We start from the raw sequence: 17,924 nt of genomic DNA on the forward strand, positions 1-17,924 counted from the left end.
CGCCGGACGGGATGGGGGCGGCGCGGTGGGGGGGGGTGGTGTGTGTGTAACAGTGGGCGAGTGCCGACGCGCCGACCCGCTCGTCCCCCCCCCCCCCCCCCCCTCCCTCCCGCCCCCCCCCCCCCGGTACTCCTGGTCGGCACCACCGTCCGGGACGAGAGCGAGGGGTCGGACCGCCACGCTCTCGCCCTGCCCGGCCGCCAGGACGAGCTGGTGCACGCGGTCGCCGCCGTGAACCCCCGCACGATCGTCGTCGTCAACGCCGGCAGCCCGATTCTGATGCCGTGGGCCGCCGAGGTGACCGCGATCCTGGTTGCCTGGTTCCCGGGTCAAGAGTTCGGTACCGCGCTCGCCGACATCATCACCGGGGCCCGGGAACCCGGCGGCCGGCTGCCGACCACCTGGCCCACCGCCGAAGCGGACGTCCCCGTCCTGTCCACCTCGCCGGAGAACGGTGAGCTGATCTACCGGGAAGGGATCGACATCGGGTACCGCGCCTGGCTGCGTGCCGGCAAGGCACCCGCGTACAGCTTTGGGCACGGGCTTGGCTACACCCGGTTCGAGACCGCGGTCACCGGCATTGAGAACGATGTGGACCATGGGGAGCTGCGGGTCCGGGTCACGGTGACCAACCGCGGCGACCGGGCCGGAAAGCATGTGGTGCAGGTCTACCTGTCCCGTCCCGACTCGGCGGTGCGGCGTCCCCTGCTGTGGCTCGCCGGATTCGCGCCGGTACAGCTGGCGCCGAAGACCGTCCAGGCTGTGGTGATCAATCTTCCGGAGCGGGCATTCCAGCATTGGGACGACGGTTGGCGCACCGAGCCCGGCTTGTTCCGCGTGTTCGTGGGGTCGGCGGCGGATACAGTCCAGGAGGCCGGCGCGGTGACGATGCGCTGACCGGCAACGGTGCCCGGGGCCCTCGTCGCAGAAATCGGAGAGGAGGGTAATGCTTCACCCCAAGCCGCCCACGGTCTACGACGTGGCACGGGCGGCCGGCGTATCCACCGCGACCGTCTCTTTCACGTTCCGGCAACCACAGCGCGTGAAGCAGTCGACCCGAGAGGCCGTGCGAGCCGCCGCGCGAGCGCTGGGCTATGTCCCGAGCGCCAGCGCGCGGGGCCTAGCCGCCGGGCGGACGAATGTGCTGGGACTGGTTTCGTTCAACCTGCTTGCCGACGACCTCGCCGGCCCTGGCCCCATTCCCGATGCCAACCGGGGCCTGCGGCTGTTCCCGCGCTACGTCGACGAGGTGCAGCACGGCCTCGAACGCAGCGCCTGGCGGCACGGCTACATGCTCCTAGTCGCCAGCGGCAACGACGCCGACAGCGAGAACATGATCCTCGACATCGCCGGGCGCGTCGATGGACTCGTCGTGCTTCCCCACACGATGACCGAGCAAGCGCTCGCCCGCATCGCGTCACGGCTCCCCGTCGTCGTGGTCTCCGAGACGACGGGCAGCCTGGAGGACGTCAACAAGGTAACCGTCGATAACGCCGACGGCATGCGGCAACTCATCGACCACCTCCTCGACATCCATCACATCCGGCGGGTCGCGTTCGTCGGAGCAGCCGACTCCCCTGAATACGTGTCCCGATTCGACGGGCTCTGCCGTGCGTTGACGGCCCACGGCCTGCCCTGCCCCGCCGCACCGTTGGCCGAGGATCCCGACCGGCTCGCCGAGTCGATCCTCGACGGCCCGGATCGTCCCGACGTGCTTCTATGCCGCAACGATCCGGCCGCACTCGATGTCATCGACGCGCTGCGGGCCCGCGGGCTCGACGTGCCAAAGGACGTCCTGGTCACCGGATTCGACGGCATCGCCGCGGGGCTTGTATCCTCGCCGACGCTCACCACGGTGCGTCAACCGATGCAAGAGCTGGGCAACGCCGCGGTGGAACTACTCATCGAGCAACTTCAGAACCCAGCCGCCGGCCCGTCGGCGCGCGAATTTCCGGTGGAACTCGTCCGCGGCCGCAGCTGCGGATGCCCGTGAATCTGTACCCGGTTCGGGTTTTGGCTGGAGGTGGGCCGCGACCAAGGCGGAGCCGGATGCACGCAAGGCGGACCGGCTTAGTCCAAGGCCGTATCTTTGTCAGCGATCACCGCATCGGTGCCCAGGAATCTCCGCTGGCCGCAAAGGCGGAGGTTAGACAACAAGCTCAATCGTGAGTCACCGCTCGAACACCCGCTACCGCTGCTCTATTCACGCGTAGCCGTCATTAGGAGCTCAACATCGCCGCGATTTCGTCTGCTGAGGGGGCCGCGGTCACAGCTGATACCTGAGTTTGGTACACGAAGGACTCCACGACAATCGCGCTGTCGAGCGCTTCCAAGGCCAGGACGCGTCCAGTAAAACCGCCGGCGACTTCGGTGGACAGGTATCGCCCGTCGATCTCCCCCAGCTGCCGTTCGGTACCGTCCGGCTGGACGATCGCCATAGCGATGAGGTCCGGCTGATCTGCCGGCCGGAACATATCGCCTCGTGGGGTTCGCGCGCGCAACCGCAACACAAGGGGAGAACCGGGATCGCGAGACACATGCCCGAGGGTCGTCGTGGCGGGACCGATTCGGACGGTAGCTTCGACGCGGTCGGCATGAACGGTGAGGGCATACCAGTGTGCCTCGTCCACTCGCACGGCGAAGCGCGCCGTTGCGGCGGTCTGCGAGGTCACGCTAGCGCTCCACTCCAGGTCCGTCACGCGGCAGGCGAGTATCGCCGGCGAGGGGTCGCTCTGAGCACGAGCGATCTGGAGTCGGCCGGCCTTCCAAGAGAGCAGCCGCTGAGGGCTGGCGCCGGGTGACACCCAGCGAGGGTGCAATGCCCCCGCCGGGAAGGTGTCGGTGAAGGAGTGGTCGACCTCGGCCAGCTGGAAGCGGTCTTCGACGACTACGGGCCAGCCGTCGGCCCAGTCCACGCCGGCAAGGAAGGTTTCTCGACCGTTCGTGTGGAATCCGGGCGTCCTGCCGCGTGGCCGCACGCCCAGGTACACCATCGCCCAGGAGTCGTCCGCGAGTTGAACAAGGTCGGCGTGCCCCGTGTTCTGCACGGGAACGGCAAGGCTCCGGTGGGAGAGTATCGGGTTGTCGGGAGCCTCCTCCCACTCACCCTCGAGGCTCCGGCATCGCGCGATCGTCACGGCGTGGCCGCGCTCGGTGCCTCCCTCGGCGAGAAGCAGGTACCACGAGCCGTCAATCCGATACAGGTGCGGCCCCTCGGGCACCGCGAGGCCGGTACCCGCCCAGAGGAGACGGGGCTTGCCCTGCATCACACCTGTGGTCGGATCGATCGGTACGGTGGCTATCCGGGCAATTGGGGATGGAACGACGCCCAGGTCAGGTGGCAGACCCCGTCCTCGTCCCAGCACAGGTCGGGATCGATGCCGATGGCCCCGGCAGTGTAGACCGGGTCGGTCCACGGGCCGGCCGCATCGTCGGCCGAGACGATCAGGTGACCTCTCTGTATCTCGTCGATGTTGGTGGTGACGAGCCAGAAACGCCCATCGTGGTGGCGCAGAGTGGGCGCGTAGATACCGCTGCTGGCCGCCCCCGAAGCGACTGCCATGTGGCTGGAACGAGTGAGCACGTTACCCACCTGGTGCCATTCCAGAAGATCATCGCTGCGCCAGATCGGCACCCCGGGGGCGTACTCGAAACTGGAGTTGGCGATGAAGTAACTGTCACCCGCTCGACAGATGGACGGGTCGGGGTAGAAGCCAGCGATGATCGGCACGTCAGCCATGAGTGAGCCGGCTCTGTAGCGTGTGTATCTGTTGCCAGCGTTCGCGGGTCGTCTCGGCCCGGGGCCCTTCGCGTGGCGGCGGGCCGGCTTTGGCCCAGCAGACGCTGTGCGCGGCGACCTCTTTGCCGACGGCCTCGGCGAGGTTGTGCCACAGGTGCCAGCGGTCGGCGACCTGGACCGCGGCAGGCAGGGCCCGGCGGATCGCTTCGGCGTAGGTGGCCGAGGAGTCCCGGCAGACGATCTGGACGCCGGGATGGTTGCGCAGCCAGGTTTCCAGCGTGTCAGCTTTACGGTCGAGCAGGACATCGACGCGTTGATGTGTCTCGGCGTCGATCAGAATCGTCGCGTACTGCCTGCTGCGACGCAGGGCGAAGTCGTCCGCTCCCAGCACCCGAAGCGTTGGCCGCTTCGGCGGCGGAAGGCCGAGCAGGATCCGCAGAGCGGTATGCCGGGAGACCACGACCGTCAGTGTCGACAGCAGGCGGGCGCCCGCACGGCCGGCTAACTCCTTGACCACGGCGCCGATCTGAGTAGCCAGCCGCGATGTCCGGCGTTGATAGCGTTCCAGCAAACCGGGGATCTGTTCCCGGAAGGTCTGCCTGCAGCCGCGGGTCGGGCAGACCAAGCGTCGCACCCGAACCTGCACCACGACCCGGCGGGCATCAACAGGAACATCGGCAACCACTCGTTCGTGATAGCCGTGCACCCGCTCCGTTAGCGCCTCGCAGCCCGGGCACGCCGCCGCCCCTTCCGGCGTCCGCGCTCGGATCAGAATCCGTTCGCACTGGTCAGCGACATCCTCAATCACCAGCGGAGAAAGACCCGAGAACACAGTGCGCACCAGCTCATCGACGTCACTCATGCAGCTTCAACGAAGCCGATCACTTTCCGTTACCACCGAAAGTGCGACAGAGCCGTTCGCGTTACGGACCCATGCCGAACGCGAGCATGAGGCCCAGCTCGTGCCTGGGGTCGGCGAGATTCAGCGGGTGCGCGTGCATGTCGACGAACCCGGGCACGACGTAACGGCCGCGAAAGTCGATGATCGTCGGATCCTTGTCCGGACCGGTGGTCGCGCTGACCGCGGCAATGCGGTCGCCGTCGATGCGGATGTCTTGGTGTGTGGTGATCGAGCCGTCTCTGGGGTCGACGACGGAAACGTCGGCGATGCGGTACATCGGAGTCCCTCCGGCGTCGGCGATTCGCTGTGGTAACGAAGCTGTTCACCGTAGTGGCGGTGGCCGCGGCCGATCCCGCGGCAGGCTCCGAACAATCCCCGATCCCACCGCAGACGGCTCGCTGCGACACCGACGGCGATCATGCCGCGCTCCACGGTCATCCGACGCCGTTCCCGCCAGGTTGCCGGCGCGGCGGGCCCGAGCATGAGGAAGAGGCGAGACGAGTCGAGGGCTTACGGTCGGAACTCGCTAGGGCGTACGCCGTATTCGCTCCGAAATGCGCTCGCGAACTGGCTGGCACTGCGGTACCCGCATGCTTGTGCGACTTGCGTGACTCCTTTTCTCGTCGTCTTGAGCAGCTCTGCCGCGGTGTGCAGTCGCAAGCGCCGCAAGTAGCGGTAGGGCGTGAGGCCCGTTGTCAGCGCGAAGATCCGAATGAAATGGAATTTGCTGACGTTGGCGGCTGCGGCTAGATCATTTATGGATATGTCCTCGCTCAGATGTGTCCGCATGTATTCCGCCACGCGAGCCACTTCGCGGTCGCTCAAGGGTGCACCGGCCCTGTTGCGGCGTGACCGTGACGCTGTGTGCATGTTCTGGTGAGCTAGGTGCGTGATCAGTGCTTGGGCGATCGCATCCGCGTACAGCGATGGTGCCTCTGTGTGCAGCGCCCTGAACAAGGCGCGCGCGGCCGCCGTGACAAACTGGTCGTGCAGCGAAAGTGAGTCAGGAAAGACTGCGCCGTGGGCAGCGCTCGGATCGAGATGCAGGTGGAGCGATTCCATCGGCGCGGGAGATGTACTGAGCCATCGCAGCTCGCACGGGTTGCCGGGCGCGGTGAGCCCGATTGATCCTGGTCGGTACGTTGCGCGTCGCCAGGTGCGCCCCTGATGGCTCTCGATCTGGTACCTGCCGCTGGTGACCAGCACGACCAGAAGCTTCGGCGACGACGTCTGGAAGGGCTCCGCCTGCTGCGGGTCGAGATACCTTTCCGCCGTGACCGTTCGCCAGCCCAACGGCGCACTGGAGTTGAGAAGCCGTGACGGAAGACCTTCGATTTCAGAACTCATGATTTCATCTCGTGTGAGCGGGTGCCCGCAGTGAGCATTGTCCAGGTGACTGCGCTGGTGGTCCAGGGGCGCAGTTCCCCGCCGAGGTCGAAGACACGCTGAGAGACGACGCTCGGGGTGAGGTTCTGCTCCAGGCGTGGAGGCGGAGGGCGTGTTTCCCGGCCCACGTTGTTCAGCTGGCTGTGACGCGGTCGGTCTCGCAGGCGCGACGATGAGCGAGCGCGGCTCGGCCCGGAGCGGGAATTGACCGGCAGCGGTTGCCCTGCGGGGCGCGGTCGTCGGCCCGTCAGCACGCCGTATCGGCCATTGACGCCGGGGAATTCTTGCCCATGCCGAAGGTGGCGTCCTCGGCGTGCAAGGCGGCGGTGACGCCACCCTCGACTACTTGCACGGACGTCAGCGAAAGTCCGACCGGCAGTTTCGAGAGACTTAGCTGACGGCGATCCGCGGGTAGGAAGCGGTCGATCATGTCCGGCGGCAGCGGCCTCCCCATGGCCGTCGCGTCGTTCACGTCAAGTCGAATGATGTCTGCGTCTCGGATGGCGGAGAGTCTGATCTGTGCGAGATCGCCTAGCCGGACGATCAGCTCCTGCGTCGTCGGGTCGACTTCTACGCTCATCGACGATGCCATCGTCGCCAACACGCCAGCGCCTCCGCCGTCGCCGGCCAGTCCGGAGACCGCGGCAGTCAAGCTGGCGGTGCCGATGGTGATGTGGGCGTCGGCGTGCCCGACCTGGATCTGGCCGGGCCTGTGCTCTAGGTCGCCGAACGACGCCTCGGCCCGGATACCGCTGAAACGACACACGGTGGCGTCGGCCGCCCGCACTCAAAGGTCAGATATCGATCGTTGCAGACCGTCCGACAACGCCGAGAAGGATCCCATCTCGACCTCGACGTCGCCGCTGGCGAAGCCCTCGATCGCGGTCGAGATCCGGTGCTCGATGTAGCTACGAACGGCCCAGTCGGATAGAACGGGAACCAGGAGAAGCCCGGCCGCGACAGCAGCGATGAGTGTCCGCCGTCGCCGTCTCTTCGTCGCCCTGGCGCGCTGCTGCACTTGCAGCCACGGCCGGCGCGCAGACCGGTTCCGAGACCTCCCGCCTGGCGGACTCTTGCTGCCCATGGTGTCCCTTGCCTCCGTTGGGTTCGAGGGAGTATTCGGTGCGAGGTGCGGCTCGGGGTGAGGCGCGTCGGCAACCAGCGACCCACGGCCGTCGCGGGCCGGTCTCTTCCGGCGGCCCGGAGCCGGATCTACGGGACGATACGGAGCTTCTCAGGCTGAGGGGCCTCCCTGAGGTGCTCCGACGCGAGCTGCACGTCGAGGCCGCTCTGCACCTCAGGAGATGAGTCGGTCGTCACGAGTTCTGTCGGCTGGTGCAGGTGGTGCCCCTCGACGTCGAGGGTGGGAAGCCAGCGCAACCAGCGTGGAAGCCACCACGCGGCCTTGTCCAGCAGTGCCAACGCGGCAGGGATCGCGACCATGCGGATGGCGAAGGCGTCGAAGAGGATCCCGACGGCGAGCGCGAAGGCGATCGTTCTCAGCGTCGAGTCACCCTCGGGTATGAAGCCGGCGAAAACTGCCAACATGATGGTCGCCGCGGCGACGACGACGGGCGCGGCTCGCAGGAATCCGGTCACGATGGCGTCGCGCGGCGGTTCTCCGGCGGTGTGAGCCTCGTGGATCCGGGAGACCAGAAAGATCTGGTAGTCCATCGCCAAACCGAAAAGGATTCCGACGATGATGATCGGCGCGAGGCTCATCAAGGGGCCACCGGGGTCGATATGGGTGATCTCGGCCAGCCAGCCCCACTGGAAGACTGCGGTTGTTGCGCCGAGGGATGCGCCGATCGTCAGCAAGAAACCCAGCGCGGCAGTGACCGGAACGAGCAGTGACCGGAACACCAGAACGAGCAGGACGAGGGCGAGCCCGACGACGACCAGCAGATACACTGGCAGGGCGCTGCTGAGCTGGTCCGCCACGTCGATGTTGATGGCCGTGGAGCCGGTGACGTAGACGTCCTCGAGTCCTCGCCGTGCAAACTCGGTGCGCAATCGTTGCACCAACTCTTCCGTCGCCTCGCTGTCAGCGGCCGACGTCGGGATGACCGTGACTCGGGCGGCCGACCTCTCCTCGTTGTACTGCGGGGGCGTGCTGCGTGCCACGCCCGGAAAGCCGGCGGTGGTCTGTTGCACCGTGGCCGCTTTCACCGCTAAATCGGTGCCGCTCGCCACCACCACGAGAGGACCGGTGAGACCTTCACCGAAGCTTCTGCCGATGATCTGCTCAGCGCGTGCCTGAGTGCTGTCGGTGGCCGGCCGCTGGATCAGCGACGTCCTCATCGACAGGACCGGGATGGCGATGATGGCGAGCGCTACGACTGTCGTCACGAGGCTGAGGAGGGGTCGCCTGATCATGGACGTCGCCCAGCGGCGGAAGAATCCCGCGCGGTGGGCCCTGGCGGAGGGAACCTCGGGGTCGGCCGCCGGCCTTTGACGACCGCTTCGGCCCAGAGTCCGATTGCCCAGAAGCTTGAGCATCGCCGGTACGAGCGTTATGGCCACGAGCACAGCGACAACGACGGTGCCGGCGGCCGCCAGACCCATCTGCGTCAGAAACGGTATGCCTGCTACCGCGAGGCCAGCCAGGGCGATGACGACTGTGAGCCCGGCGGTGACCACAGCCGAGCCGGCGGTCCCCACGGCCGTCGCTGCGGCGTTCTCGACGGTGCTGCCCGCCCGCAGCTCCTGGCGGAAGCGACTGACGATGAACAGTGCGTAGTCGATGCCCACCGCCAGTCCCAGCATGACCGCCAAGACGGGAGTGGTGGATTGCAGGTCGATGAACCCGGTGACGGTGGTGATGCCCAGCGCTCCGATGCCGACGCCCAGACCGGCGGTCAGCAAGTTCATTCCGGCAGTGACCAACGAACCGTAGGTCACCGCGAGAGTCAGCAGGGCGACGGCGATGCCGATGATCTCCGCCGGGCCGCCGGGTGTTGCCACTTCCTGCATCGCGTCGCCGCGGACTTCTACGGTCAGACCTGCCGAACGAGCGTCATCGATTGCGGCGGTAAGCGCGTCGCGTTGCTCGTTGGTGATGTGGCCGGCGGCGCTCGTGTATACGACGGTGCTGAGCGCGACGCGTTTGTCGGCGGCCACAGCCGGTGTCGGCCGCGACAGCGGATCGCTGGCCGACGCGACCCCCGGTAGGCGGCGGAGATCCTCCACGAGGGCGCTGACCTGCTGAGCCGGGGAGCCGCCGGTGATGTCAGCTCGACCCGGGGCCTCCATCACGACTTGTGCTGTGGCCCCTCCGGCGGTGGCACCGAATTTGTCTTCCATGACCTGAAGCCCGGCTGTTGACTCCTGCCCGGGAATCTCGAGACCGCTGACGGTGGAGCCGGACAGCGTGGCGGCACCGGTGCCCGCCGCAATCAAGGCCGCCAGCCAAAGAACGAGGATGATGCTCGGATGGCGGGCGGACTTGAGTCCGAGGCGATATAAGACGTGAGCCATGGGAACGGCCCTTTCAGCTCTGATGGCCTGTTCGCGGCCGGGTTCGTGGTGTGCTGCCCAGCTGGCGCACCCCGCAGGACGGGGTGTTCGTGGCCGTCGGCCTCTGCGCGCCGACGGCGCTCGCCTCATCGAAGGCTGGCTGCGCACGACAGGATGCGACCACTATAGTCTGGACCGGACCAAACTGGTCCCTCAGGGCGCCGATTCCAGCTGGCAGAATGCTGGAAGGCCTTTGCGCGGCGCAGCAGGGCCGGCGGCTGGCTACGGCGCAGCGGTGGTGCCGTGACGCCAGCCGCTGCTGCATCGCCGGTGAGGGCCGGCGGGCGTGGTGAACTTCCGAAGCCTTCGGCGGGAGGGAGGCGTCGCCTCGATGCTGGCATCCGAGGGCAGTGACCGAACCGGGCTGGGCCGGCCGGGTCGATGCACCGCCGTCGGCTACAACATGTTCGGTCAGCTCGATGTCATACCGCTGTCCGGGAGATGTCAGGCACAACTGTTTTCATGTCCATGGTCGAGTCGCTTTGCCGTTTCCGGATCTGCGCGGCGCCGGACGGTTACTCGATGGTGATCGCGAATGGGTGTGTCCCCGTTGTTTGTCGATGCTCGTCGAGCGGTGCGACCTGGAAATGCAGCGATCCTACCGGCCATTGTCGCTGAGGGTAAACGCGTGAAGGAGATGACGATGCACGTGGAGCTGGACGAACAGAAGTGTGTGGGAGCGGGTCAATGCGTGGTGTCGGCCCCGGCGGTCTTCGATCAACGTGATGAGGACGGCGTCGCCGTCGTGCTCGACGCGATGCCGGGGCCTGATCGCTACCACGAGGTTCGCGAGGCGGCTGCTGTCTGCCCCGCCGCAGCGATCCGCCTGGTGCAGCGGTGAACCGGATCGTCGTCGTCGGCGCGTCGGCAGCCGGTATTGCCGCAGCCGAGGCGCTGCGCTCCGACGGATACACAGGTTCGCTCGCCCTCATCGGTGACGAGCCGGATGCTCCCTATGACCGGCCCCCGCTGTCCAAGCAGATTCTTGCGTCCGAGTGGGAGGTCCATCGGCTGTCCCTGCGTACGCATCAGCAGTTGCAGGCCCTCGGCCTTGATCTTCGGCTTGGGGTGGCGGCTACGAGCCTGGACATGGCGGGACGTGTGGTCGCGCTGGACACCGGCGAGCGGATCACCTATGACGGTCTGATTGTCGCCACTGGAGTGCGCCCACGCCGCTTACCTGGCCAGGGTGCTCACGTGCTGCGCACCGTCGGCGACGCCCTGGCGTTGCGCCAGCGCCTCCGGCGAGGATGCCGCCTTGTTGTGGTCGGCGCCGGCTTCCTCGGCAGCGAGGTGGCATCCGTGGCGCGCGGCATGGGCTGTGAGGTGGTGATGCTCGAGCCTGCTGCGGTACCGATGGCCCATGCGGTAGGCGAACAGGTTGGCCGTGTGCTGTCTCAGGCACACGATCGCCACGGCGTTCTTGTGCGCACGGGCGTTGCGGTGTCCGCTGTCGCTGCGGACGGTGTGCTTCTGTCCGACGGAGAGTCGATCGCCGCAGACGAAGTGCTGGTGGCCATTGGTTCGATGCCCAACACCGAGTGGCTTCAAGACAGCGGGTTGGACGTGACCGATGGTGTGCTGTGTGACCAGTACTGCGCAGCTGCCCCTGACATCTACGGTGCAGGAGACGTGGCTCGCTGGTTCAATCCGTTGTTCGGCGTGCAGATGCGGATCGAGCACCGTACCAACGCGGCCGAGCAGGGCATGGCGGCGGCGCGTAATCTGCTGCCCTCGGAGGCGCGGCAGCCGTTCGCCCCTGTGCCGTATTTCTGGTCTGACCAGTACGACATGAGGATTCGAGCGTACGGCCATCTGCGCGGCCATGAGACCGTCAGAATTGTCGAGGGCGACGTGAAGCGGCGACGTTTTCTGGCCGCCTATGGCAGGGGCGATCGTCTGGTCGGGGCATTGGCGGTTGGTATGCCGCCTAAGGCGGTCGCGTCGTGGCGGCAGGCGATAGCAGCACGTGCCACATGGGCCGACGCCGTTGGTCTCCGGCATGCGCAGCCACAGATTCACTGAATGTGGTCCTGCACGGCCCGGCGGCAGGCCACCTTTGATTCGTGATCAAATGGTGGCCCCCGCCGAGCCTCGCGGAATCGACCGCGTTGACGTGCGCGTGACGTCATCCCGCTGATTGCAGCATCGGTGTCATTGCAGCGGGTCAATTGTTCGTTCGTGTGGTGCGATCAGCTGAACGATGCGGCGATCCAACACGGCGATCGGCTTGCCCGTGCCGCTCTTGCCGCTCGGACGGTCATCTGTCCGAGGCGCGAGCGCCGTCCACGCGACTGGCTGCGCTTGTTCACCAAGTCACTGGCAACTCATAGGGCCCGTACGCCACCGTGTTGCCCTTGAGCGGGATCTCGTCGGCAGCGACTGCCAGCCGCAGGCCTGGAAACCGTCTGATCAGCTCACCCAGGGCGATCTTGAGCTCGATGCGAGCCAACTGCTGTCCGAGGCACTGATGGATGCCGTGACCGAAGGCGAGATGTGGCCCACGTGGCCGTCGGATGTCGAGGGTGTCGGGGTCACCCTGGATGGCTCGTGGGTCGCGGTTGCCCGACGCGAGCACCGCCGCTACCGTCGAGCCGGCCTTGATCGTCGTGCCGGCGATGTCCACGTCCTCGAGCGCGGTGCGGCGCAGGCCATGCTGGATGATCGTCAGGTGACGCAGCAACTCTTCGACGGCGTTGTCGATCAGGCCGGGCTCGGCGCGCAGGAGGGCGAGCTGATCCGGGTGGGAGAGCAGGCAGAACGTGCCCAGGGCGATCATGTTGGCCGTCGTCTCGTGTCCTGCGATCAGCAGGAGCATACCGACCCCGGTGAGTTCCGCGTCTGTCAGTTCCCCCGAGGTCACCAGGTCACTGAGCAGGTCATCGGTCGGATTCGCGCGTTTGGCGAGTACGAGGCCATGAATGTACTGATACATGGCTCGTCGCGAACGCTGGAACTGTTCAACGGGCATGTTCATGTCTACGAAGGCCGTCGAGTTGGTTTGGAAATCGGTGCGGTCGGCGTAGGGCACACCGAGCAACTCACAGATCATCAGCGAAGGTACCGGTAGCGCGAACGCTTGCACCAGGTCAACCGGTCCGCCGTGCTCAGCCATCTCGTCCAGTTGGCTCGTCACGAAACGTTGCACCATCGGCGTGAGCTGCTGCATGCGGCGCACGGTGAACTTGCCGGTGAGCAGCCGCCGGAACCGGGTGTGCTCCGGAGCGTCCAACATGACGAACATCCCTGGCAGGAACGTCGGCAGCGAAGCTTGGTCGGTCGCTACCTGGTCGTCACGAAGTCGTCGGTGGCGCGCGCTGAACCGGGGATCGGAGAGAACTGTCCGTACCTCGTCGAAGCTACTCACGACGACGCCGGGCAGGCCGTCGGTCAGGGCCATCTCGGCCACGGGCGCCCGCTCGCGCAGCTGCCGGTATTCCTCCGGCGGATCGAAGGGGCATCGCCGGTGGGTGGGCTGCGCCTCTGGCAGGGGTTGTGACTGAGTCATCTGTTCACTCCTTCGTTAACTGCGGCGACCAGGTGATCGCTGCAACGGTGGGTGCCGAGGGCTCGGCGGTAAACCCGCCACGCCACCAGGACCACGGCTCCGAACAGGAAGGGCCCGATGGCGTCGACCGATCCGAGCGCCACAGGTTCGTTCGCGAGGTAGAGCGGTAACGCCATGGACGTCGTCAACACCGGGGAGATCAGCAGGACGTAGCTGCCCTGGGTGAAGGCGCGACGGCGCGCTGCGCAGCGGCGCCAGCGAGTTCCTTCACCGTGGAGGAATCCCGCGACCAGACCCATCACCGGCCATCCCGCGACCAGCAAAGCGATGCTGGTCAGCCCGATCGCGCTGTGGATCAGCAGATTCGGCAGGAAGAAGTCCACGGCCTCGCCGCTGCGGATTGCCAGCAAGCCGCCCACACCAACGATGCCCAGCGCACCGAGCGCCCGCCATGGCGAGGCACGCCGCAGCAGCTGAACGGCGAACACGACGGTACCTAGGGTCACGGCGAGTATCAGGGCGGCGGCCACATGATGGGTCAAGGCGAACGTCAGGGTGAAACCTATGATCGGCGATATCTCGGCCAACGCGGCCCAGAGTTTCGCGCCCGGACGGGTGAGGACGCCGTCGGCGTGGACGTCGGTGCTCGGTGGTCCTGGACTCATGGTTGCCTCCTAGGTGGATGGCTTGTGCGTGTGCGGAAACCGCCCACGTCCGTGATGCAGGTCCAAGGAAATCCGAGTCCGCTGACCAGCCGCGGTCCCGAACCTGACCATTGCCTGACATCTGTCGATTCGGCCGGGTCTGCGCAGTACTGTGGTCAGGGTGCAAGAGAAGGTGTCTGCCAGCGGTATGCCACTGCCACGCGGCACGGGCCAACGGATCCTGGCTGTTGAGGATGACCTGCGCATGGCGGAGCTGCTCGACATGGCGCTCAGGCTCGCCGGATACACCGTAGAGATGGCCAATTCCGGCGCACAGGCGATGCATGCACATGCGTCCCAGCCACCAGACCTGGTGGTGCTGGACGTCATGCTTCCTGACGTGGACGGCTTCACCGTCTGCCGGCAACTCGTCGGTGGCGGCGGGCGAGCACCCATACTCATGCTCACCGCACGCGATGCCGTTGAGGACAGGGTCACGGGGCTGCAGGTCGGTGCCGACGACTATCTGACCAAGCCGTTCAGTGTTCCCGAGCTGCTGGCACGCGTCCACGCTCTGCTGCGCCGGGCCGGCAAGAACCCGGTGCCGGATCCGGTACGGCGTTTCGCCGATCTCGAGCTGGATGAACGCACCATGCGGGTACGCCGAAAGGACCGACTGATAACCCTGGCACCCGCGGAGTACCGGCTTCTGCGGTACCTGCTTGTCAACAGCGAGCTGGTGGTGTCGAAGGATCAGATCGTCGAGGACGTGTGGCGAGCGCCGTTTCATCACTCGGCTGTGGAGAAGTTGGTCTCAAGGCTTCGGTCCAAAGTGGATCGGGAGCCGCCGTACCTGATTCACACGGTGCGTGGATTCGGCTACGCCCTGCGCCTGCAGGACGATCATTGATGATCGGCGGGTGGAGAGGCTCCTTGCGTGCCCGGCTCATGGTCGGTGTGATCCTGCTGGCGGCATTGGGCATGGCTGTCGTGAGCACGGCGTCGTTGATCGTCTTACGGGTGTACCTCGTCGCCGTCGCGGACGCCGATCTTGAGGCCTTCCGTGACGAGATGATCGAGCGTGTTGCCACGCAGACGGATCCGCTGACACAGGACAGCTTCGCGTTCCTGCCATCCCGTGGCACGTACGTTGCTTTGCTGGGCGCGGACGGCAACGTCATTCGTTCCGTGGCGGCCCGTGAACCCAACGGCGCGCCGGTCGATCCGCCCCGGATTCCGTCGCCGGTACCGCCCGGGTTCGCCGAGCAGACGACAAGTGTCGGCGGGGGCGACTCCCCGGCCCAGCGGTACCGGATTCTCGCCTTCACCGTGGGAACGAACGCACGGATGGCGCTCGGCAACACCGCCGCTGAGCCGTTCAAGCAGGTCGTGGTCGCTGAGTACCTAGGTCCGTCCGAGCGAGTCCTGACGGGGCTCGTGGTTGCGGACGCCGTGGCCGCGGCAGCCGCGCTCACAGCCATCGGCTGGCTCAGCCGTGGGGTGCTGCGTGTGGGAATGCGGCCGCTGCGGGACGTGGCTGCGACCGCTACGGCCATTGCACAGGGTCGTCTCGACACGCGTATCGAGGCCGGCCGGAACCATACGGAACTCAACGAGGTCGCCAGGGCGCTCAATCGCGCGTTCGATGCACGACAACGATCGGAGGAGCGGCTGCGTCGATTCGTCGCCGACGCCTCGCACGACTTGCGAACGCCGCTCGCCACGATTCGAGGCTGGGCGCAACTGCACCTGCACGGCCTCACGCGGGATCCCGCGCTCCTGCAACGAGCGATGAGCCGTATCGAGGACGAGGCAACGCGGATGCAGCGGATGGTTGAGGAACTGCTATTGCTGGCCCGTCTGGACCAGGGGTATCCGTTGATACTCACCCATGTCGATCTTGCCGAGCTGGCTACGTCGGTAGTCGCTGATGCCCGCACGCTCGCCCCCGATCGAAACATCACCCTGACCGTTATCGGCGAGCCGACCGTTGAGGGTGATGAGGATCGTCTGCTGCGCGTGCTGCGCAACCTCGTGCACAACGCGGCGGAGCATACGCCGGCGGGAACGCCCGTGACTCTGACAGTAGAGTCGCACCGAGACGACCAGGTCATGGTCACCGTGTCGGACACCGGGCCCGGTATGCCGCCCGACCTCGCCAGCAAGGTCTTCGAGCGCTTCTTTCGTGGCGACGTCTCCCGGCAGAGAGCCAATGCCGGTGTCGGGCTGGGGCTGAGCATCGTCCGGTCGATCGTCGAGGCGCACCACGGAACCTATGCCCTCGAAACCAGGGTGGGTAAGGGCACCACGTTTACCGTGTGCATTCCCTCGCACCAATCGTGAACGGGCGCCGCCGCGGCCGCAACCCTCGCCGTGGTGGCGGGGACGCGCGGCCGCGCTAACGGAGCGCCGCCTTGGATCAGACGGCAGGCTTGAGCAGGTCCTCGTAACCGACGGAGCGATAGAAGTCGCGGCGGATGCGATCGCCGACGCGGAAGACCTCTTCGGCGCCGTCCTGGGCGGGGTCGATGTACACCCGGAACGGGCGCTCGCCCTTCGACAGGCCGGCCACCCAGGCGATCTGCCGCGCCACTTCCGCCGGGTCGGCGTCCGCCGGCGTCATCGCGGCCTGCCGCCCGAGCAGATCGTCCATCACACCGTCGTAGAGCTGGTCGTACTCCTTGACGACCGCCTCATCGCCGGGACGGCCGGCGTGCGCGTAATGGTTGGTCCCCGTGGTGAAGGAGCCGGGCACGACGATGGTGGTGTCGATGCCGAAGCGGGCCACCTCGGCGGCGATGCTCACCGCCAGCGAGTCCTCGGCTGCCTTCGCCGCGAAGTACGGACCGAGGTACGGCGGCGTACCACCCCGGGCGCTGGTGGAGCCGACCCACACCAGCAGCCCGTCGCGCTGCCGGCGCAGGTGCGGCAGCACCGCCCGGTTGACCCGCTGAGTGGACAGTACGTTGGTGTCGTAAATGCTCGCGATCTGCTCTACCGTGAAGGCCTCGACGGGCCCGAGAGTCATGTGTCCCGCGTTGTGTACCACGATGTCGATGCGCCCGGCCTCGGCGATGACCTGCTCGACGGCCGCGTCGACGGAGCCCTGGTCGGCGACATCCATCTCGACGGCCCGCGCCTGCACCCCGTGATTCCTGGCGTGGTCGTCGAGCTCGGCGGCGGCCTGCGCGTTGCGGCCGTCGGTGTCCCGCATGCCGGCGTAGACCCGGTGTCCGGCCCCGGCGAGGGCGCGCACGGTCATCGCGCCGAAACCGCTGGACGCGCCGGTAACGATGGCGGTCTTGCTCATGTCTTCCTCCTCGTTCGCAGCGGGCCGTCAGATGACGCCGCCGTTGGCCCGGAGTACTTGCCCGTTGATCCAGCGCGCCGGTCCGGCCAGGAACGCGACGACCTCGGCGATGTCCTCCGGCCTTCCCAGCCGTTCCAGCGGCGCCATCGCGGCGAACCGGCCGATCGCCTCCTCGTCCTTCCCGTTGAGGAACAGGGGAGTGGCCGTCGGTCCCGGCGCCACCGCGTTGACGGTCACGTCGCGGCCGCGCATCTCCTTGGCGAGGATCCGGGTCATCGTCTCGACCCCAGCCTTCGCGGCGGCATACGCGGCATAGGTGGGCAGCGCGAGGCCGACCACGGTGGACGAGAAGTTGATCAGCGCGCCGCCGCGCCGCAGCCGGCGGGCTGCCTGCTGGCTGACCACGAAGGCGCCGCGCAAGTTCGTCCGGGTGACCAGGTCGAACTCATCGAGATCCAGCTCGGCCAGCGGCTTCAGCGGCATGATCCCGGCGCTGTTGATCACTACGTCGACGCCGCCGAAGTGCTGCTCGGTCTCGTCGAACAGCGCCAGCACCTGGCCGGCGTCGGCGACGTCGGCCCGCGCCGCGACCGCGGAGCCGCCCTGGTCGATGATGGTCTTGACCACCTCGTCGGCGTGCTGCGCGTTGCCGGCGTAGTGCACGACGATCCGCATGCCGTCCGCGGCGAGCCGCTCGGCGACGGCGCGGCCGATGCCACCTGATCCGCCGGTGACAACGGCAACCCGTCGTCGCGTGCTGCTGTCAGACATGACAGCTCCTTCCTATCGGTGATACCCCATACATGCCCAGCCGACCGGGGCGGACAGCCCCGGGGTTGCTTGTTGTGAGCCCCGGATTGCGGAACTTGATGGAGACTCGTAGCGGCGGGGCCATTCGGGCCGACTCCGAGCATGGGTGG

At 66.9% G+C, this 17,924-nt stretch carries 16 protein-coding genes and 1 pseudogene; 6 read left to right on the forward strand and 11 right to left on the reverse strand.

The window, feature by feature from the left end:
• Positions 1–60: 60 nt before the first annotated feature.
• The gene (locus tag ACZ6TI_RS47155) at positions 61–897 is read left to right on the forward strand and encodes a glycoside hydrolase family 3 protein (RefSeq protein WP_465351856.1); all 837 of its coding nucleotides are present in this window, start codon (positions 61–63) and stop codon (positions 895–897) included.
• Positions 898–946: 49 nt separating this feature from the next.
• On the forward strand, positions 947–1,993 hold the full coding sequence (locus ACZ6TI_RS47160) for a LacI family DNA-binding transcriptional regulator (RefSeq protein ID WP_465351857.1): 1,047 nt from the start codon (positions 947–949) through the stop codon (positions 1,991–1,993).
• Between the two features lie 226 nt (positions 1,994–2,219).
• On the opposite strand, the gene ACZ6TI_RS47165 is transcribed toward ACZ6TI_RS47160, so the two are convergent.
• The 7 genes and pseudogenes from ACZ6TI_RS47165 to ACZ6TI_RS47195 form a co-directional block, all read right to left on the reverse strand.
• Positions 2,220–3,266, reverse strand: a complete 1,047-nt coding sequence (locus ACZ6TI_RS47165; RefSeq protein ID WP_465351858.1) for a family 43 glycosylhydrolase — start codon at positions 3,264–3,266, stop codon at positions 2,220–2,222.
• A 32-nt stretch (positions 3,267–3,298) separates the two neighbouring features.
• Entirely contained in the window at positions 3,299–3,739 is a 441-nt protein-coding gene (locus tag ACZ6TI_RS47170) for a family 43 glycosylhydrolase (protein WP_465351859.1), read from the reverse strand.
• 7 nt (positions 3,740–3,746) lie between these two features.
• Positions 3,747–4,601, reverse strand: a pseudogene (locus ACZ6TI_RS47175) (ISL3 family transposase); the annotation flags it as partial.
• Positions 4,602–4,662: 61 nt separating this feature from the next.
• Positions 4,663–4,917 (reverse strand): hypothetical protein, encoded by a 255-nt coding sequence (locus ACZ6TI_RS47180; RefSeq protein WP_465351860.1) that lies wholly within the window; start codon positions 4,915–4,917, stop codon positions 4,663–4,665.
• Between the two features lie 233 nt (positions 4,918–5,150).
• Complete coding sequence (locus ACZ6TI_RS47185) at positions 5,151–5,987, reverse strand: helix-turn-helix domain-containing protein (protein ID WP_465351861.1); 837 nt, start codon at positions 5,985–5,987, stop codon at positions 5,151–5,153.
• A gap of 286 nt (positions 5,988–6,273) precedes the next feature.
• On the reverse strand, positions 6,274–6,813 hold the full coding sequence (locus ACZ6TI_RS47190; RefSeq protein WP_465351862.1) for an LmeA family phospholipid-binding protein: 540 nt from the start codon (positions 6,811–6,813) through the stop codon (positions 6,274–6,276).
• Between the two features lie 425 nt (positions 6,814–7,238).
• Positions 7,239–9,503: an MMPL family transporter gene (locus ACZ6TI_RS47195; protein WP_465351863.1), complete on the reverse strand. Its 2,265-nt coding sequence runs from the start codon at positions 9,501–9,503 to the stop codon at positions 7,239–7,241.
• A 682-nt stretch (positions 9,504–10,185) separates the two neighbouring features.
• Here ACZ6TI_RS47195 and ACZ6TI_RS47200 point away from each other — a divergent pair.
• A complete protein-coding gene (locus ACZ6TI_RS47200; RefSeq protein ID WP_465351864.1) occupies positions 10,186–10,383 on the forward strand; it encodes a ferredoxin in 198 nt (65 codons plus the stop codon).
• On the forward strand, positions 10,380–11,567 hold the full coding sequence (locus ACZ6TI_RS47205; RefSeq protein WP_465351865.1) for an NAD(P)/FAD-dependent oxidoreductase: 1,188 nt from the start codon (positions 10,380–10,382) through the stop codon (positions 11,565–11,567). The genes ACZ6TI_RS47200 and ACZ6TI_RS47205 overlap by 4 nt, the downstream gene beginning before the upstream one ends.
• A gap of 283 nt (positions 11,568–11,850) precedes the next feature.
• On the opposite strand, the gene ACZ6TI_RS47210 is transcribed toward ACZ6TI_RS47205, so the two are convergent.
• Positions 11,851–13,050: a cytochrome P450 gene (locus ACZ6TI_RS47210; protein ID WP_465351866.1), complete on the reverse strand. Its 1,200-nt coding sequence runs from the start codon at positions 13,048–13,050 to the stop codon at positions 11,851–11,853.
• Complete coding sequence (locus ACZ6TI_RS47215) at positions 13,047–13,715, reverse strand: DUF3159 domain-containing protein (protein ID WP_465351867.1); 669 nt, start codon at positions 13,713–13,715, stop codon at positions 13,047–13,049. The genes ACZ6TI_RS47210 and ACZ6TI_RS47215 overlap by 4 nt, the downstream gene beginning before the upstream one ends.
• Positions 13,716–13,902: 187 nt before the next feature.
• On the opposite strand from ACZ6TI_RS47215, the gene ACZ6TI_RS47220 reads away from it, so the two are divergent.
• Together ACZ6TI_RS47220 and ACZ6TI_RS47225 are read left to right on the forward strand one after the other, a co-directional pair.
• Positions 13,903–14,604 carry a response regulator transcription factor gene (locus tag ACZ6TI_RS47220; protein ID WP_465351911.1) on the forward strand — a complete coding sequence of 234 codons (702 nt, stop codon included), beginning with the start codon at positions 13,903–13,905 and terminating at the stop codon, positions 14,602–14,604.
• 23 nt (positions 14,605–14,627) lie between these two features.
• Positions 14,628–16,037, forward strand: a complete 1,410-nt coding sequence (locus ACZ6TI_RS47225) for a sensor histidine kinase (RefSeq protein WP_465351868.1) — start codon at positions 14,628–14,630, stop codon at positions 16,035–16,037.
• Positions 16,038–16,113: 76 nt separating this feature from the next.
• Here ACZ6TI_RS47225 and ACZ6TI_RS47230 read toward each other — a convergent pair whose 3' ends face one another.
• Together ACZ6TI_RS47230 and ACZ6TI_RS47235 are read right to left on the reverse strand one after the other, a co-directional pair.
• A complete protein-coding gene (locus tag ACZ6TI_RS47230) occupies positions 16,114–17,004 on the reverse strand; it encodes an SDR family oxidoreductase (RefSeq protein WP_465351869.1) in 891 nt (296 codons plus the stop codon).
• 27 nt (positions 17,005–17,031) lie between these two features.
• The gene (locus ACZ6TI_RS47235) at positions 17,032–17,775 is read right to left on the reverse strand and encodes an SDR family oxidoreductase (protein WP_465351870.1); all 744 of its coding nucleotides are present in this window, start codon (positions 17,773–17,775) and stop codon (positions 17,032–17,034) included.
• Positions 17,776–17,924: the final 149 nt, after the last annotated feature.

Source organism: Actinoplanes sp. NPDC051388 (genome assembly GCF_055586225.1).